Raw genomic sequence first — 17,613 nt, forward strand, 5'->3', positions numbered from 1 at the left:
ATATAGAGCGAATTATGATGCCGTCTCATCAGTTGTTTAACAGGGGATATCATTCCTTCAACCAGCTTTTGCCCGAACTTGCTGTTCAACAGACTACTCAGACGGCATTTGAATTCGTCCGCAGCGCCAGAGATATTCACAGCCAAAGCTATGACCAGTTACACCAGCGCGCCGCGTCGCTTGCACAAGCATTAATGCAATACGGGCAGCGGGGCGACCGGGTAATATTGCTTTATCCGGATGGCGAAGATTTTATTGGCGCTTTTTTTGGTTGTCTTTATGCCGGCAGGGTGGCGGTTCCCGTCCCGATGCCCGCAAAATCGTCAGGAAGCGCGTGGGAGCGTTTCGCCGGAGTATTACGTAATGCGCAAACGGAATGTATTGTTACGACAGCAAAGGGAGCAGAAACGTTAGGCCAGCTATCGCTTCCGTTATCCCCGCTTATTTTTACCTTCGACAAACCAGACACAGCTGCGCTACCTGCGGGCTATCGTCTGCATCATCTTGAGCGCACGTTCTCCGGGGAATTTCACCCGGTTTCGGTAGCAGAAAACGATCTGGCTTTTTTACAGTACACCTCGGGCTCGACGGGCTCTCCGAAAGGCGTGATGGTGACCCATGGAAACCTGTGGGCTAACTCGCATGCCATTCACCGCTTTTTCGGCCACCACAGCGAAAGCCGGGGCACGATCTGGCTGCCGCACTTTCATGATATGGGGCTTATTGGCGGGCTGCTGCAGCCCGTGTTTGGCGCCTTCCCCTGTCGGGTGATGTCGCCCATGATGCTAATGAAAAACCCCCTTAACTGGCTCAAACAGATTTCCGACTATCAGGCGACGACCTCCGGAGGCCCTAATTTCGCCTACGAGCTGTGCGTGCGCAAGATAGGCCGAGAGCAGGTTGAGGCATTGGATCTTTCGCGCTGGGATGTGGCCTTTTGCGGCGCAGAGCCGATTCGGCCCGCCACGCTCCAGCAGTTTAGCGAACACTTTGCGCCCGCAGGGTTTCGGCCCGGCGCGTTCCTGCCCTGCTACGGCATGGCGGAAACCACGCTCATCGTCACCGGAATGGACAAAGGACAGGGGCTCCGCGTTTCCGACGAGGCCGGTGCGGTGAGCTGCGGGCAGTCTCTGGCTGATACCGAGGTGCGTATCGTCGATCCTGACCACCATCAGCCGCTTGCTGACGGTGAGAGCGGAGAAATATGGCTGCGTGGTCCGAGCGTTGCCGCTGGTTACTGGGACAATGACGCCGCCACGCGCGAAACCTTCCAGGCGTCTCTGGCTGGCCATCCGCACCCGTGGCTGCGCAGCGGCGATATGGGTTTTCTCCAGTCCGGTCATTTGTACGTCACCGGACGGCTCAAAGAGCTACTGATTATCAACGGTCAGAACCACTACCCGACGGATATAGAAGAGACGATCCGTCAGGCTGACCCCGCGCTGGCGGAAGCGACGGTTTGCGTGTTTGCCAGCGAAGCCGAACGCCCGGTTGCGCTGCTTGAGCTGATGGCGCGTCAAAAAAATGACCTCGATATGGCGGCGCTGACCCCGCGTATTGCCGCGGCGGTAGCGGAGCGTCACGGCATTACGCTGGATGAACTGCTCCTTGTCGAACGAAGGGCAATCCCCCGCACCACCAGCGGGAAATTACAGCGCACCCGCGCAAAAGTGATGTATCAGCAGGGGACCCTGGACGTGGCGTGGCGCAGCCGCCAGGCCGCGTCTAAACCTGCCGTAACCGAGGGGGAAACCCCACCCGCGCTGGCGGCGCTGATTGCCGGGATAATCAGCAGCGCGATGAATACGACGATCGGCGAATCCCAGTGGGATGACGCGTTTACCCGCTTTGGCATGAGCTCTCTGCAGGCAGTGGGCGTTATTGGCGAGCTTGAACAGCGGCTGGGCCGCGAGCTCTCTCCGGCGCTGATTTATGACTATCCCACCATCAATCAGCTGGCGGCCGCGCTGGGACAACCCGCTGCGGCCCGGCCGGTCAGCTCCGCCGTTGCAGAGAGCGCCATTGCGGTGATCGGCATCGGCGTGGAGCTGCCGGGGCATAGCGGCGTGGAGGCGCTGTGGTCGCTGCTGCTGCAGGGCCACAGCACGACCGGCGAGATCCCGGCGCACCGCTGGCGTACCTCGTCCCTTGACGGCTTTAACCGTAAAGGCAGTTTCTTTGACGAGGTCGATGCGTTCGACGCAGGCTACTTCGGCATCTCTCCCCGTGAAGCCGTCTATATCGATCCGCAGCATCGTCTGCTGCTAGAAACCGTTCAACAGGCGCTAACCGATGCTGGTCTTAAGGCGTCATCCCTGCGCGGTAGCGATACGGCGGTCTTTGTTGGGATCAGCGCCAGCGACTACGCGCTGGCCTGCGGCGATAACGTCTCGGCCTACAGCGGCTTAGGCAACGCGCACAGCATCGCGGCCAACCGAATTTCTTATCTTTATGATTTAAAAGGGCCAAGCGTCGCCGTCGACACGGCATGCTCTTCCTCGCTGGTGGCGATAGAGGGGGCAATGCAGAGCCTGCGGAGCGGACGTTGCGCTCTGGCCATTGCCGGAGGCGTTAATCTGGCGCTGACGCCGCATTTGCAAAAAGTCTTCACCGACGCCCAGATGCTGGCCCCTGACGGCCGGTGTAAAACCTTTGACGCCCGCGCCGATGGCTACGTTCGTGGCGAAGGGTGTTGCGTCGTGGTGCTCAAGCCGCTGACCCAGGCGCTGGCGGATGGCGATCGGGTTTATGCCACGCTGGTGGCGAGCGCCGTGAACCAGGACGGCCGCAGCAACGGCATTACCGCGCCAAATGGCCCATCGCAGCAGGCGGTCATCCGGCAGGCAATGGCGGATGCCGGAGTGGACAGCGACAGCATTGACTATATCGAAGCGCACGGGACGGGAACGGCGCTGGGCGATCTGATCGAATATCAGGCGCTGGAAGCGGTATTTGCGGACCGGAAAAAAACCGCACCTGTCCAGATGGGGTCGATTAAAACCAACGTTGGCCACCTGGAGGCGGCGGCGGGCGTGCTGGGCGTGGTGAAAACGTCTCTGATGTTGCACTACCGACAATACGTGCCGCACCTCAACTTCCAGCATAAAAACCCGCATATTGCGGCGATTAGCCGTCATGTTGAGGTGAGTGGCGCGCAGCCTGCCTCATGGCATGCCGATGGCGAAGCACGCTACGCGGGCGTAAGCAGCTTTGGCTTCGGCGGTACTAACGGTCACGTGATTTTGCGCAGCGCGCCAGCGGTGGAAAAACGCCAGGAGCCCGCTGCGCCCCACGGCCTGCTTCTGATCGGTTCACATGATGAAGGGGCGTTTGCCCTTCAGCGGGAGGAGGTCAAAAAAGGGTTATCTGCATGTCGGGAGAGCGATATCGCCACCTGGTGTCGGCTGGTGAACACCCGCTACGACGCGGCCCGCTATCGCGGCGTAGCGTATGGCGCGGATCGCACCCAGCTGGCAGAAAGCCTTGCGCAGCTCACGGCCTGCAAGGCGGGTAAAGCCCAGCCCCAGGTCTGGCTCTTCCCGGGGCAGGGCACCCAGCAAATCGGCATGGGTGCAGAGCTGTATCACCATCTGCCGCACTATCGCACCCAGTTTGACGCGCTGGCGACGACCATCCAGCAGCGCTATCAGATTGATATCACGCAGGCGTTGTTTGCCCGAGACGATAGCTGGCAGCGCTGCGCCAGAACGTGTCAGCTCTCCTTATTTGCCTGTAGCTACGCGCTTGCTCAGAGCGTGATGCAGTTCGGCCCGCGTCCGGCAGCCGTGATGGGCCACAGCCTGGGAGAGTACTGCGCGGCGGTTATCGCCGGTTATCTCTCGCTGGACGACGGGCTGGCAATGGTTCATCAGCGCGCGCTGCTGATGTCAGCCCTGACGCAGGAAGGGGCGATGGCGGTCGTCTTCAGCGGCGAAGCCGACGTCCGTCAGATGATTTCGCCCTGGGCGGGCGACATTGATATTGCCGCATTCAATACGCCGACGCTGACCACCATAGCAGGCAGCCAGACGGCGATTGACGCCTGCCTTCAGGCCATTTCTTCTCAGGGTGGTCACGCCAGAAAAATTAAAACCGCCAGCGCATTTCACTCCTCGATGATGGATCCGATCCTCGGTGCCTGGCGCGAGTGGCTGGTCAACAACGTCACCTTCACCCGCGGGACGATCCCGTTTTACAGCAACCTGAACGGCGAGGCGTGCGGCCGAACCGGCGCCGACTACTGGACCCGGCAAATTCGCCAGCCCGTGAGTTTCCTTCAGGGCGTGCAAAACGTGCTTGCGCAGGGGGAGTTCACCTTTATCGATCTGAGCGCGGACGGTTCGCTGGGCAAATTTGTGACCGCAACCGACCGCCGTCACCGGGTGCTGGCCGCAGGCGATCGGCGACATGAGTACAAATCACTGCTGACGCTGCTGGGTACGCTGTGGCAGCAAGGGCACGACATCAACTGGAGCGGGCTATACCACGCGACCACGCGGGAGGCGCTAACCCTGCCCGCAATCCAGTTCTGCCGCAAACGTTACTGGCTGGCGGGTGAGACGCCAGCGCAGACCCCATCTGCAAAAGAGGACGCTATGTCAAATCAACACCATTTAGCCGCTGAAATAAAAGCGATTATTGCCGGTTTTCTTGAGGCGGATCCCGCCGCGCTTGACGACTCTCTGCCCTTCCTGGAAATGGGAGCGGACTCGCTGGTGCTGCTGGATGCCATCAATACCATTAAAGACCGCTACGGCGTGGCCATCCCGGTGCGGGCGCTGTTTGAAGAGCTCAATACGCTGGATGCGGTGATCGGTTATGTGGTGGAGCACGCGCAGCCAGCGGCGGCTGCGGCTCCGCTCAGCCCCCCGGAAACCGCTGGGCAGGCGGCACCGCCTGTCGTGGCACAGCAGGGCGCCAGCAGGCCGGTGCCTGATACGGTTCAGGATCTGATTGCCCGCCAGCTGGAGCTTATGTCCCAGCAGCTCACGCTGCTCAACGGCACGGCGCAAACTCTTCCGATGCCAGCCGCACCCGCGACGCCGGACGTTATCGCGCCTGCGCCTGTTGCGACCCCGGCCGCACCCGTGAAGGCCAGCGCACACAACAGCTGGTTTAAAAAAGAGACGAAAAAGGTCTCCCTGGGCGCCGAGCGAGACCAGCATCTGGCGCAACTCACACAGCGGTTTGTCGATAAAACGGGCGGGTCGAAACGCAATGCCCAGCAATACCGCGCCGTGCTGGCGGATAACCGGGCCTCTGCGGGCTTTCGTTTATCCACCAAAGAGATGCTTTACCCCTTAGTGGGAGAACGCTCTCAGGGATCGCGCATCTGGGATGTCGATGGCAACGAGTATATTGATTTTACGATGGGGTTTGGCGCTAACCTGCTGGGGCATGCCCCGGACTGTGTACAGCAGGCGGTAGCCGACCAGCTAGCGCAGGGCATGCAGATTGGGCCGCAAAGCGCGCTGGCGGGCGAGGTGGCAACGCTTGTCAGCGAGCTGACCGGCCAGCAGCGCGTGGCATTTTGTAACTCCGGCTCTGAAGCGGTAATGAGCGCCGTGCGCCTGGCGCGCGCCGTGACGGGGAAAAATAAAGTCGCGCTGTTTAGCGGCTCGTATCATGGCGTGTTTGACGGCATTCTTGGGCGACAGCAGGGGGGCGACACCCCCGAGCGCGCCACGCCGATTGCCGCAGGCACGCCGCCATCGCTGGTGGACGACCTGCTGGTGCTCGACTACGGTAGCGAAGAGAGTCTGGCGCTTATCGCCCGCTATGCCGCCGAGCTGGCGGTGGTGATCGTTGAGCCGGTGCAGAGCCGTTATCCCGATCATCAGCCGCGCGACTATCTGCATACCCTGCGTGAACTGACCGCAGCCCACAACATTGCGCTGATGTTTGACGAGGTGATCACCGGTTTCCGTCTGGCGGCCGGCGGCGCGCAGGCGTATTACGGCGTTCAGGCGGATATCGCCTCCTACGGAAAGATTGTCGGCGGCGGTATGCCGATCGGCGTGATTGCAGGCTCGGCCCGCTTTATGGACAGTATCGACGGCGGATTCTGGCAGTATGGCGATGACTCCTGGCCGCAGGCTGAACTGATCTTCTTTGCCGGTACGTTCTCCAAGCATCCGCTGACCATGGCGGCAAGCAAAGCCGTGCTGGAGTACATCAAAGCCCATCCGGCGCTCTATGACGACATCAACCAAAAAACCGCGCGTCTGACGATGTCGCTCAATACCTGGTTCTCTGCAACCGGTACGCCGATTGAGATCGTCTCTGCCGGCAGCCTGTTCCGTTTCAAATTCAACGGCAACTACGACATCCTCTTCCACCACCTGATGCTGCGCGGCATTTTCATCTGGGAAGGGCGTAACTGTTTTGTCTCTGTTGCACACGCGGACGAGGATATCGATCGGTTTATTGCGGCAGTGAAAGAGAGCGTTAACGCCATGCGCGTGGACGGCTTCTTTGGGGAGGCGGGATTGCGCCCCGACACGCGTTATGCTGCTGCAGACAGCCAGCAGCGTTTTCTGCAGCTGGCCGCGCAGGATGAAAGCGGCCTGTTGGCCGGGACGATCGGCGGCGTCATTGAAACGCCGCGCAATGTAGACAGCGATATCATGCGCGCCGCCTGGCAGCTGCTGTGCGAGCGCCATGACGCGCTGCGGATGCAGTTCACTGACGCAGGCGAACTTCAGGTAGCCCTGGCGCCCGCCGTCGACGTCTGCGAGGAATACGCTGCGCCTGCCGCCTGTCTCGCTGATTTTGCCGCGCGTCCTTTTGATCTTACCGCCGCGCCGCTGGCTCGCCTGCTGCTGGTCCGCCATGAGGGGAAAACCACGCTCGCCATCTCGGCACATCATTCGGTGGCGGATGGCTGGTCGTTTATGGTGATGCTGCGCGAGCTGCTGCATCTTTACGATGCCCTGGCGTCGGGTAAACGTCCTGAGCTGGCGGCTGCGGCAAGCTATCTGCAGGTCATCCGTGCGCAGAACATCGTCAGCGAGGCGGAGCTATCTGCGCGTCTTGCGGCGCTTCCTGCGCGCCGGGCAACGCCAGACGCTCTTACCGTGCTGGCCCCCTCCCGGACGTATCAGGGGCAGCGGCTGGTACAGCGCCTGTCGTATCCGGGCCTGACCGGGCAGCTGCGCAAAGCCTCCGCCGAGCTGCGGGTGACCCGCTTCGCGATGCTGAATGCGCTCTTTACCCTGACCCTGGAGAAGGCGTTCGGCCACGCTCCGGTGCCGGTCGGCGTGCCGGATGCCGGGCGGGATTTCGGGCAGGGCGACGCCCTTGTCGGCCAGTGCGTCAGGCTGTTGCCGCTGTGTATCGACAGCGCTGTCTGCGCGTCGGTCTCCGGGGTCGCCAGGGCAATCCATGACGGTATCCTCGCGCAGCGCGGCGAGCCCGCAATGCCGTCACGCTGCTTCCACGGTCAGGATGCGCCGCTTCCGCTGCTGGCGACCTTTAACGTCGAGCCGCATGCTCCGCTGGCAGAAATGCGGCAGTGGGAGGCCAGCCTGTCGCTGCTCCCGATCGGCGCCGTCGAATTCCCGCTGATGGTTAACATTCTCGAGACGAAAGAGGGGCTGTCCGTCGAGCTGGATTACCAGATGCGCTATTTCACCGAGGAACGTGCCCGCGCGTTGCTGGAGCATTTCCTGAAGGCGATAACCGTGCTGGCCGAGCAGGGAGAAGAGGCCGCCGAAGCATTATTCTCGTCGTCAGAGGCGCTGGTCGCATCATGAAAAAGCTGACGATTATCGTCCTCGCGGGCGCCGTGCTGGCGTTCGCCGTTAACCTGCTGATCGATGCCGGACTGTTTTATCGAGTGCAGGAGAGCGGCGGGGAACAGTGCCAAAAAATAACGGGCATTGAGGGCGCGGAGGATATCGCTCCCTTATCGGACGGCGGGGCGATAGCCAGTAGCCTCAACCGACACGGCAGCGCGCCCGGGGCGCTGTATTACCTCAACGGCAGCGACAAGCCGCGGCGGTTGGCTGGCGACTATCCGGATGCCTTCTTCCCGCACGGCATCGATGTCTGGCAGCACGAGGGCGAGACGTGGATCTACGTGGTGAACCACCGCCCGCAGGAGGACAGCATTGATGTGTTTCGCTTTAATCGCGCGCAGATGCGTCTCGAGTATCAGCCCGCCCTGTCGCGCGCGGTCGGAAACAACATCAATGATATCAGCGTCATTGATAAAACCCGCTGGCTGCTGACGCGGGACCATCGGTGGAAGGGCTTCGCGGGACGCGTGGAGGACTATCTGCGGCTGCCGCTGTCCAGCGTTCTGCTGGCAGACGAGGCGGGGCTGCATACCCTGATTGATGGCCTGCATTTTGCGAACGGCATTTACTACAGCCGAGCGCGGGGGCGTCTGTACGTGGCGGAAACCACCCGCGGAGCGGTGAGCAGCTGGGCGTGGCAGCCGAGCGAGGCTGCGCCCGTCCTGCTGGGGCGCTTCAGCGGTCTGCATGGCGTCGACAATATCCTGCCGGACGGGCAGGGAATGCTGGTGGCGGCGCACCCGCAGCTTCTGAAGCTGGCCGCCTATCAGAAAGATGCACAGGCGCGTTCACCGTCCATGGTGTGGCGGCTGACAACCGGCGCACAGGGGGAGATCGCTCAGGCCAGTATGCTCTATCAGAGCCACGGCGAGGCGCTGGCGGCGGTCAGCGTCGCCGCGCCAGCGGGCGGAAAGGTGATGATGGGCAGCGTCTTTGACGACGGGCTGCTGCTGTGCGGGGAGCAATAAAATGCTGAAGAGATGGTTTTCCCGACGCGGTCATTTTCAGGGGACGCTTGAGGGACGGGTATTCTCCCTGACGTCCGGCCATACGCTCCTCGAAAGCGCGCTCAACGCCGGTGTTTCCCTGCCGTATAACTGCCAGGTCGGCTCGTGTAAATCCTGTCTTTGCCGGGTAACGAGCGGCAAGGTGCGTTCGCTTGTCGACCTGAGCTATTTGCTCAGCCAGGAGGAGATTGCCGCTGGCCACGTGCTGGCATGCCAGTGCCTGCCGGAATCGGATGTAACGCTGGCCGCGGCATCCACGGCCTGGACGCCTGCGCGAATCAAGCAGGCTGTCGCGCTCTCAGCAACGGTATGGCGCGTGACGCTGCTGGCGGAGCAGGCGCTGCCCTTTCAGCCAGGACAATACGTTCAGGTCGGTCTCGAAAAGGATAAGGATATCAGGAGCTTCTCCGTTAGCTGGCCGAGCCGCGGGCGAGAGATTGTTCTGGATATCACGCGCCGTGAAGAGGGGCGGCTATCCCCGCTGCTGTGTGATGAACGGGGGGCTGGCCGGAAGGTGTGGCTCTCAGACTGCCGGGGGCAGTTTGGCCAGCAGGATGACGGTAACGGTCCGCTGCTGGCCATCGCCAGTGGATCGGGGCTGGGAACGACGCTGGGTCTGGTCCGCGCCGCGCTGGCGCGTCATCCCCACCGCGAGGTCATGCTGATCCACGCGGTTCGCAGGCGACAGGACACATTCGACCTGCCTGAGCTGCAGCGTCTGCGTCAGCACTATCCCGGTTTTCACTTTCTGCACGCGTTATCCCGTGAGCGCGAGGTTCAGGAGCAGGAGCTGGCAGGTCGTATTACCTGCTGGCTGGACGACTGGCGTGCCCTCTATCCCCGCCGGACGGCGGTAGCCGAATGGCGCGTCGTGATTTGCGGCAATCCAGCGCTGGCGCAGGCGTGCCGGCAAAGGCTGCTTGCCGGAGGGGTGATGAGCCACCTGCTTGAAATGGACTGCTTCTCTCCGCCGGTCGGTGCAAAAAACAGTCATAACAATAAGGAGCCCGTATGTTGAGTTACCTGAGATTTGCCCTTGTCCCCTGCGTTTTTTTACCGCTAACCGCGCTAACCACCCTGCTCGGCGGCGTGTGGATCGTCGTTTCCATGCTCTGCGTGACGCTGAGCTATGTCCTTTTCGATAACGCAACCACGCACGACACCGCCGATCGCCACTACCGGCTTCCGGCGCTGCTGGAGATCATCCCGTATTTACAGCTCCCGGCCGCGCTGCTGGCGTTGTTCACCCTTATCTGGCAGGCCGCTCCGGGCGATCTGCTCGGGTTTGGCGCATGGCTTTCCGCTCTGACGGGTCACAACGTCATGGCGCTGCATAACCTTGCCCTGCCGGAGCTGCTGCTTGCGGCGGCATCCACCGGCTATACCATGAGCACCAATACCGTGGTGGCCCATGAGCTTATCCACAAAACCCACAGTCTGACGGCGATGGTGGTCGGGCGCTGGCTTCTGGCGCTGGTCGGCGATGCGCAGTTTTCGATTTCACACGTCTATTCGCATCATCCAAACGTGGCGACCCCGGCGGACGGCGCGACGGCGCGTCGTGGAGAGACTGTGTATCGCTTCTTTATCCGTTCTTCTCTGTCGCAGTATGTTGAATCCTGGCAGGTGGAAGCGCAGCGGCTGTCGCAGCAGAACCGGCGCGGCGCCATGCTGGCGAACCGGGTGATGCGCGGAGTGCTGATGAGCCTGCTGATCGTGGCGGTCTGCTTCACGGCGGCGGGCGTCAGGGGCGCGCTGGCGTGTCTGGTGACCATGCTGGTGTCTAAATTCCTGTTTGAAACGGTGAATTACATCCAGCACTACGGTCTGGTCCGCCTTCCCGGAACGCGCGTGGAGCCACGACACAGCTGGGATTGCAATAACCGGGCCTCGTCGGCCGGTCTGTTGAACCTGACGCGCCACTCCGATCATCACACCCATCCGCGTCGTGAATACTGGAATCTGCAGGCGCACAGCTACGCGGTGGGAATAGAAAAAGGGTATGTCGCCCATATTTTTCACGCGCTGATACCGCCACTGTGGTTTAAGCGAATGGAAGCAAAACTCGCGTACTGGGACGAACACGTTGCCAGTGACGCAGAGCGTGCCTTGATCCGCCAGTCTGAATCATCCGCGGTTCAGTCCACTGTTCCCTGTGTTTCTGGAGAGTCCCATGAGTGAGCAATTTGATCGACTGATTGAGCAAGCCTACCAGCAGTATCGTGGACCCGCCTACCTGCGCTCTCCGATGGTTTCATGCGTGAAGGCCGGTATCCGCCTGATGGATCGGGTTGTGCCGGGGGTGACCGCCGACTGGCTGGGCAATCGTTTTTTTACGCCGCGCCGGGTGCCGACGCGTGCAAGCGATAAAGAGATAACGGCGCTGGCGAGCCGCATTGAGTCCCTCCCTCTGAGTAATGGTAAACATGCGGTGGTGTACCGCTGGGGCAGCGCGGGACCCACCGTGCTATTAGCCCACGGCTGGGAGTCGAGGGCTTCCCATTTTGGCAGGCTGATCAAGACGCTGGTCGAAAAGGGCTTTCAGGTCATCGGGTTTGACGCTCCCGCGCATGGCGACGCGGCAGGACGCCAGAGTAGCATCGTCGAGTTCATTGAAATCATTGAACAGCTGGCGCAGCAGGAAGGTGGTTTTGACGCGATTGTGGCGCACTCTTTTGGCGGTTTATCCGTCATTAATGCGGTAAAGGCGGGATTGCGGACCCGCGCGCTGGTTGTCGTAGGGGCACCGACGCACTTTAGCGGGCTGGTCACCAAATATGCCGCGATCCTTAACCTCCCGGGACGCCAGCAGCAGAGGCTGCGCCGGTATATTGAAGGGTACTTTGGCATTGGCGAGGCGGTCTGGCAGCGCTTTAACGCCTATGAGGGGCTGCAGCAGGTCGATCAGCCCGCCCTTGTTATTCACGACAGCAGCGATGACATCGTATTGCGGGTCGAAGCTGAATGCCTGGTCAACGCCTGGCCCGGCGCGAGGCTGGCAGAGACCCACGGTCAGGGGCATAATCCGCTGCGCCGTCCGGGGGAGGGGATCGACATGGTGATGACCTATCTGGCCCCCTTGCTGGCGTCAGGCAATGATCGTGATAACCCTGTCGCCTGAGAGCTGATAATAGCCCTGGATCCGGCTGCCCTGTACGCGTTGGTGGGAAAGCGTCCGGGTCAGCTCCAGGACGATCCTCTGCTGTTCAGGCGCGATGTGGCACACGCGGGCCGCGTCAAAATCGAGGACGCGGCCAACGTCAGGATAGAGCGCTTTATAGAGACTCTCCTTCGCGGAAAAGGTCATCAATAGCGCGCTGGCTTCGTCGAACGGGCTGGCGGCAAGGCACTCCCGCTCCTGCGGTGTGGTAAACAGGTGCGCTGTCCGCTGGATCGTCTCGGGTGCCAAAAACTCAATGTCGACGCCCGGCGTCAGGCCCGACGCCTCTGGGGCAACGACCGCCAGCGCCCATTCCTGAGAATGTGACAGGCTTCCCCGCCAGCCGGAAGGCCACACCGGAGAACGGTCCGGCGCGCTGCCCGGCGTAGCGTCACAGCCCCAGGATTTCAGCACCCGCTGCGCGGCGTAACGTGCCGCAAGATACTCCGCCCTGCGTTTGACCACGGCGCTATCGAGCTGACCGGGAAAGGGGATGCCCCAGTTATCAAAGAGTCCGTCATGGTAATCACGCGCGGTGAATGAGACCAGGCAGTAGCGCAGTGCGGGAAAAGGGTCGACGTTGCCCATCTCAACGGAGTGAATAAAAGGGGGCGCTGAATCTGTGTTTATCGCAGTAAACATAGCGGGGTATCGGTATCTGTCGGGGGAACAGAATGCCATATAAGTGCGGGCCGGGTAAGGGAAATCACCCGGCCGCAGGAAAGAACGGTGACACCGTTACAGAATGGCTTTAATGCTCTGCGCCAGCGGCGTAGTCGCGCGCCCGATCAGTTTGCTCAGCGTATGGCTATCGTCAAAAAGTCCCCCTTTGGACGCGCCCACATCGGAGTCAGCCAGCATATCTGCCAGCCCGGCAGGCAGGCCGACGCTTTTCAGCGCGGCGGCAAAATCCGCTTCACTGAGGTTCTGATAGGTTACCGGCTTCCCGCTCTGCTTGCTGAGTTCAGCCGCCAGTTCGCTCAGCGTCCAGCCGTGGTCGCCCGCCAGTTCATAGACCTTGCCCGCATGGCCTTCTTCAGCGATCACTTTGGCTGCCGCCGCGGCATAGTCAGCACGGGTCGCAGCGGCAATTTTGCCTTCGCCTGCCGCACCGATAAACACGCCGTGCTCCAGGGCAGGCGGCGCGCTCGCCAGGTAGTTTTCGGTATACCAGCCATTGCGCAGCAGGGCATAAGGAATGCCGGACGCCGCCAGCGCTTTTTCAGTGGCAACGTGTTCAACGTGCAGACCCAGCGGTGATTTGTCCGCATGCAGCAGGCTGGTGTAGGCGATAAATTTCACGCCTGCCGTTTTGGCGGCGTTAATCACGTTCTGGTGCTGGGCTGCGCGCTGGCCGACTTCACTGGAAGAGATCAGCAGCAGCTTATCAACGCCGCTCAGCGCGGCGGTGAATGCGGCTTCATCCGTGTAGTCCGCCTGACGAACCACAATTCCCTGCTGGCTTAAGGCCTGCGCTTTCGCCGGGTTACGTACGATGGCCACAATCTGGTTGGCCGGTACGGTTTTCAACAGCTGTTCAATAACGAGATGGCCAAGCTGGCCGGTAGCGCCGGTAATCGCGATCATGATGAATCTCCTTCGTGTTTGTCTGGTGTTGTGGCACACTAGCACCATAGCTAACTTTTAGTAAGTACGTACAAAAAGGTAAGTATGAAAACAACGATACCAACGCTCAGCGAACAAATGCGCGATGGCAATCTTTTCGCGGAGCAGTGCCCTTCACGCGAGGTACTCAAACACGTGACCAGCCGCTGGGGGGTTCTGATTCTGCTGGCCCTGCGCCAGGGAACGCATCGCTTTAGCGATCTGCGCCGTAAAATGGGCGGGGTGAGCGAAAAAATGCTGTCCCAGTCACTCCAGGCGCTGGAGCTGGACGGGTTTGTCGATCGCGTGTCGTATCCGGTGGTGCCGCCGCACGTAGAGTATAGCCTGACGCCGCTGGGCGTTGAGGTGAGCGAGAAGGTCGCCGCGCTGGCGGACTGGATTGAGGTGAACACGCCGAAGGTGATGGCGAACAGGGACGATCGTGCGGCGTAAAAGCCGGGTATGTGCGGCCTGATGCCCTCACCCTGACCCTCTCCCACAGGGAGAGGGAACAAACACTAAAAACGGCAACGTGCGTTGCCGTTTTGCTTTTACCTGTTCAAATCCACCTGATAAATCGCGAACCCGATATCATCCGTTGCGACCTGTTTCATCGGATACTGCGCCTTGTCCTTAATGAACGCGGCAGCTTTATCGGATGGCGACGTTTCGAAGCGGATATCCAGTTTCGTATCGCTGTGGATCGGCGCGAGACGCCAGTTGTTATCCACTGCCGGATGGATTTCGCCCGCCTTTTTCGACTCCGCGCTGATCCACGCCGCCAGCACCGAGCGGTTCTCGTCCGGCGAGGCAAAGGCGATGTGGCTATCTCCCGTACCGGCAAACTTACCGCCGTAGGCGCGGTAGTTATTGGTCACCACCAGGAAGGTGGCATTCGGGTCAATCGCCTTGCCGTTGAAGGTCAGGTTTTTGATGCGCTCCGCCTGCGGGTTAATCGCCTGACACTCGCCGTCATATTTCGCCGGCTGGGTGACGTCAATCTGGTAGTTCACGCCGTCGATCACGTCGAAGTTATAGGTACGGAAGCCGTCCCAGTTAATCAGCGACTGCGGCTTACCGCTGTGCGGGTCAATCTGGTTAAACTGTCCGGCAGAGCACTCCAGCCACTCTTTTACCTCCTGGCCCGTCGCTTTTACCACCACCAGCGTGTTCGGGTAGAGGTAGAGATCGGCGGCGTTACGGAAGGTCAGCTGGCCCTTTTCGACTTCAACATAGCTTGCCGGGTCATTCTTACGCCCGCCCACCTTGAATGGCGCAGCGGCTGACAGGACCGGCAGTTTTGCCAGATCCGGATCGCCCTGCACAAAGTGTTCGGCATAGGCTTTCTGCGCCATGTTGACGACCTGAACGGTCGGGTCGTCCTGAACCAGCGCCAGGAAGCTGTACATGTTGTCGGCGGATTTGCCGATCGGCTTGCTGACAAATTCGCGCGTGGCGTCGTGATCGTGCTTCAGCACGTCGACCAGCTTTTTATCTTCAGCCGCCAGAGATTTTTTAGCCGCAGCGTCGTAAATCGGGCGTGCCTCTGCTTTTGACTGCGTCACCTTCCAGCTGCCGCTGTCGTTATTCAGCACCAGATCCACCACGCCCAGGTGGTCGCCCCACATGCCCGGCATCACCGACGGCACGCCGTTGAGCGTCCCTTTCTCAATGTCCGCGCCTTTGATGCTGGCGAAATCTTTGCCCGGGAAGACCGCGTGGGCGTGGCCGAACAGGATCGCGTCGACGCCCGGGACTTCACTCAGGTAGTAAACGGAGTTTTCTGCCATGGCCTGGTACGGATCGGCGGAGAGACCCGAGTGGGCGACAACGACCACCAGATCGGCTCCTTTTTCGCGCATTTCCGGCACGTATTTGCGCGCGGTTTCGGTGATGTCGTTAACGGTCACTTTACCGTCGAGGTTGGCCTTATCCCACGTCATGATCTGCGGTGGAACAAAACCGATATAGCCGATTTTCAGCGTCTGTTTTTTGCCGTCCTTGTCGACGACGTTTGTCTCTTTAATCAGGTAAGGGGTAAAGAGCGGCTTTTGGGTCTTAACGTCGATGATATTGGCGTTAACGTACGGGAATTTCGCACCGGCCAGCGCGTCATGCAGGTATTTCAGACCGTAGTTGAATTCATGGTTGCCGAGGTTGCCGACGGTATAGTCCAGGGTGTTCATCGCCTTATATACCGGATGAACCTCGCCTTTTTTCAGGCCCCTGGTCGCCATGTAATCCCCGAGCGGACTGCCCTGAATGAGATCGCCATTGTCGACCAGCACGCTGTTTTTCACTTCGCCACGCGCCGCATCGATCAAACTTGCCGTGCGTACCAGTCCGAATTTTTCCGTTGGGGTATCTTTGTAGTAATCGAAGTCCATCATGTTGCTGTGCAGATCGGTCGTTTCCAGAATACGCAGATCTACCGTCGCCGCCTGTACGCTTGCTGCAATCAGCGTCGCCAGAAGCGTTGCACTAAACTTAATCATCAGAGGAGTCCTTTTTTCGATGCAGACCACAAAAGAGTATGTATCTATAGCGTGTTGCTTACAGAAATGTGAATCCTGACAGAAAAAAGTAACCTGAAACCGGAATTGCTTCACAGATAGCGGAATTGTTCACATTACGATATAACTAAAACAAAGAGTTAACCTCACTGCGTTAACAAAGAGGTGGAAAATGCTAGATAAAATTTGTCAGCTCGCACGGGATGCGGGAGATGCCATCATGCAGGTGTATGACGGTAGTAAACCTATGGAGGTGGTCAGCAAAGCCGACGACTCTCCGGTCACGGCGGCGGATATTGCGGCGCATAAGGTGATCCTGAAAGGGTTACAGGCCTTAACGCCGGACATCCCCGTTCTGTCAGAAGAAGCGCCGCAAAGCTGGGATGAACGCCAGCACTGGCAGCGCTACTGGCTGGTCGATCCGCTCGACGGGACAAAAGAGTTCATCAAGCGCAACGGTGAATTCACCGTCAATATCGCTCTGATTGAGAAGGGCAAAGCGGTGTTGGGCGTGGTTTACGCGCCGGTTATGAAGGTGATGTACAGCGCCGCCGAAGGGAAGGCGTGGAAGGAAGAGTGCGGCGTGCGCAAGCAGATCCAGGTGCGCGATGCGCGTCCACCGCTGGTGGTGATTAGCCGCTCGCACAGCGACAGCGAGCTGCAGGAGTACCTGCAGCAGCTGGGTGAACACCAGACCACGTCGATTGGCTCATCGCTGAAATTCTGCCTGGTGGCAGAAGGCCATGCGCAGCTATATCCTCGCTTTGGGCCAACCAACGTCTGGGATACCGCGGCAGGTCATGCCGTTGCCGCGGCCGCCGGGGCGCACGTTCATGACTGGCAGGGCAAGCCGCTGGACTATACCCCGCGCGAATCCTTCCTCAACCCCGGCTTCCGCGTCTCTATTTATTGAGCCAGCAGCTTATGCAGCAGGTCGACAACCTGCTGCACCTCTTCCTGGGTTAACGCGCCGTCTTTTGCCCACTGTACGCGGCCCTCTTTATCCAGCACGACAATCGCGGAGCTCTCTTCCTCCAACTGCCAGGCCTTACGGGTTACGCCGTTGCTGTCGACGATAAACTGCGACCACGGATAGAGCTTTTTATTGCTCTCAAGGCTTGAGCGCACGAACATCCCGGAGCCCGGAATAGCGTCGTCGGTATTCACGATCGTGGTGGTCTGGTAGCGGTCGTGAGGGAATTTTGCGGCCTTGATCGCTTCCACCAGATTGGCATTTTTCTCTTTTGCGGATGTACGACCGGCAATATGTTGTACAACTCTCACTTTGCCCGCGAGCTGCGCGCTATTCCAGGGTTTGTAGCTAAACTTATCATTGTCGAGAATCAATTCTCCCCGGTCAGCAATGCCGACTGGTGGTACACGTTGTCCTTTTTCAATGCTGTGAGCGGAAGCCCACAGGGGCAGCAGCAGGCAGGCTGCTGCAAGGATATTACGTAGGGTCATGGCGTTTCCTTATTGTTTGCAGGTGATCCGACCACTTGGTCTTGCGCTTTTAATCATAAGTGCGA

General features: G+C 60.0%; 11 protein-coding genes. 7 read left to right on the top strand and 4 right to left on the bottom strand.

What is annotated here, in order from left to right; all coding sequences use genetic code 11:
• The first annotated feature begins 17 nt into the window (after positions 1-17).
• Genes AC2TE5_RS02345 through AC2TE5_RS02365 form a run of 5 tightly spaced genes read left to right on the top strand, consistent with a single transcriptional unit; the run spans position 18 to position 11,927 of the window.
• Positions 18-7,754 carry an aminotransferase class III-fold pyridoxal phosphate-dependent enzyme gene (locus AC2TE5_RS02345; protein WP_484613305.1) on the top strand — a complete coding sequence of 2,579 codons (7,737 nt, stop codon included), beginning with the start codon at positions 18-20 and terminating at the stop codon, positions 7,752-7,754.
• Complete coding sequence (locus AC2TE5_RS02350) at positions 7,751-8,767, top strand: arylesterase (protein WP_484612576.1); 1,017 nt, start codon at positions 7,751-7,753, stop codon at positions 8,765-8,767. Before AC2TE5_RS02345 ends, AC2TE5_RS02350 begins: the two co-directional genes overlap by 4 nt.
• A 1-nt stretch (position 8,768) precedes the next feature.
• Entirely contained in the window at positions 8,769-9,824 is a 1,056-nt protein-coding gene (locus AC2TE5_RS02355; protein WP_484612577.1) for a 2Fe-2S iron-sulfur cluster-binding protein, read from the top strand.
• Positions 9,818-10,987, top strand: a complete 1,170-nt coding sequence (locus tag AC2TE5_RS02360; RefSeq protein WP_484612578.1) for an alkane 1-monooxygenase — start codon at positions 9,818-9,820, stop codon at positions 10,985-10,987. The genes AC2TE5_RS02355 and AC2TE5_RS02360 overlap by 7 nt, the downstream gene beginning before the upstream one ends.
• On the top strand, positions 10,980-11,927 hold the full coding sequence (locus AC2TE5_RS02365; RefSeq protein WP_484612579.1) for an alpha/beta fold hydrolase: 948 nt from the start codon (positions 10,980-10,982) through the stop codon (positions 11,925-11,927). The genes AC2TE5_RS02360 and AC2TE5_RS02365 overlap by 8 nt, the downstream gene beginning before the upstream one ends.
• Here the strand turns inward: AC2TE5_RS02365 and AC2TE5_RS02370 are convergent.
• Positions 11,895-12,608 (bottom strand): 4'-phosphopantetheinyl transferase family protein, encoded by a 714-nt coding sequence (locus AC2TE5_RS02370; RefSeq protein ID WP_484612580.1) that lies wholly within the window; start codon positions 12,606-12,608, stop codon positions 11,895-11,897. The genes AC2TE5_RS02365 and AC2TE5_RS02370 overlap by 33 nt on opposite strands.
• Before the next feature lie 96 nt (positions 12,609-12,704).
• Positions 12,705-13,553 (bottom strand): SDR family oxidoreductase, encoded by an 849-nt coding sequence (locus tag AC2TE5_RS02375; RefSeq protein ID WP_484612581.1) that lies wholly within the window; start codon positions 13,551-13,553, stop codon positions 12,705-12,707.
• Positions 13,554-13,637: 84 nt separating this feature from the next.
• Between AC2TE5_RS02375 and AC2TE5_RS02380 the strand changes: the two genes are divergently transcribed.
• Positions 13,638-14,024: a winged helix-turn-helix transcriptional regulator gene (locus AC2TE5_RS02380; protein ID WP_023334278.1), complete on the top strand. Its 387-nt coding sequence runs from the start codon at positions 13,638-13,640 to the stop codon at positions 14,022-14,024.
• A gap of 98 nt (positions 14,025-14,122) precedes the next feature.
• Here the strand turns inward: AC2TE5_RS02380 and AC2TE5_RS02385 are convergent, their stop codons facing one another.
• Positions 14,123-16,066, bottom strand: a complete 1,944-nt coding sequence (locus AC2TE5_RS02385; protein ID WP_484612582.1) for a bifunctional 2',3'-cyclic-nucleotide 2'-phosphodiesterase/3'-nucleotidase — start codon at positions 16,064-16,066, stop codon at positions 14,123-14,125.
• Positions 16,067-16,256: 190 nt separating this feature from the next.
• On the opposite strand from AC2TE5_RS02385, the gene cysQ reads away from it, so the two are divergent.
• A complete protein-coding gene (cysQ, locus tag AC2TE5_RS02390; protein WP_023310160.1) occupies positions 16,257-16,997 on the top strand; it encodes a 3'(2'),5'-bisphosphate nucleotidase CysQ in 741 nt (246 codons plus the stop codon).
• Here the strand turns inward: cysQ and AC2TE5_RS02395 are convergent.
• Positions 16,991-17,548 carry a YtfJ family protein gene (locus AC2TE5_RS02395; RefSeq protein WP_213329022.1) on the bottom strand — a complete coding sequence of 186 codons (558 nt, stop codon included), beginning with the start codon at positions 17,546-17,548 and terminating at the stop codon, positions 16,991-16,993. The two genes, cysQ and AC2TE5_RS02395, sit on opposite strands and share 7 nt — an antisense overlap.
• Positions 17,549-17,613: the final 65 nt, after the last annotated feature.

The sequence above is a fragment of the Enterobacter sp. N5-15 genome (assembly GCF_057221635.1).

Excerpts from the sequence above, each read along its gene's own strand:
- AC2TE5_RS02365 (WP_484612579.1), top strand. The coding sequence starts at position 10,980 with ATGAGTGAGCAATTTGATCGACTGATTGAGCAAGCCTACCAGCAGTAT.
- AC2TE5_RS02350 (WP_484612576.1), top strand. The coding sequence starts at position 7,751 with ATGAAAAAGCTGACGATTATCGTCCTCGCGGGCGCCGTGCTGGCGTTC.
- AC2TE5_RS02395 (WP_213329022.1), bottom strand. The coding sequence starts at position 17,548 with ATGACCCTACGTAATATCCTTGCAGCAGCCTGCCTGCTGCTGCCCCTG.
- AC2TE5_RS02370 (WP_484612580.1), bottom strand. The coding sequence starts at position 12,608 with ATGTTTACTGCGATAAACACAGATTCAGCGCCCCCTTTTATTCACTCC.
- AC2TE5_RS02380 (WP_023334278.1), top strand. The coding sequence starts at position 13,638 with ATGAAAACAACGATACCAACGCTCAGCGAACAAATGCGCGATGGCAAT.
- cysQ (WP_023310160.1), top strand. The coding sequence starts at position 16,257 with ATGCTAGATAAAATTTGTCAGCTCGCACGGGATGCGGGAGATGCCATC.
- AC2TE5_RS02375 (WP_484612581.1), bottom strand. The coding sequence starts at position 13,553 with ATGATCGCGATTACCGGCGCTACCGGCCAGCTTGGCCATCTCGTTATT.
- AC2TE5_RS02345 (WP_484613305.1), top strand. The coding sequence starts at position 18 with ATGCCGTCTCATCAGTTGTTTAACAGGGGATATCATTCCTTCAACCAG.
- AC2TE5_RS02355 (WP_484612577.1), top strand. The coding sequence starts at position 8,769 with ATGCTGAAGAGATGGTTTTCCCGACGCGGTCATTTTCAGGGGACGCTT.
- AC2TE5_RS02360 (WP_484612578.1), top strand. The coding sequence starts at position 9,818 with ATGTTGAGTTACCTGAGATTTGCCCTTGTCCCCTGCGTTTTTTTACCG.
- AC2TE5_RS02385 (WP_484612582.1), bottom strand. The coding sequence starts at position 16,066 with ATGATTAAGTTTAGTGCAACGCTTCTGGCGACGCTGATTGCAGCAAGC.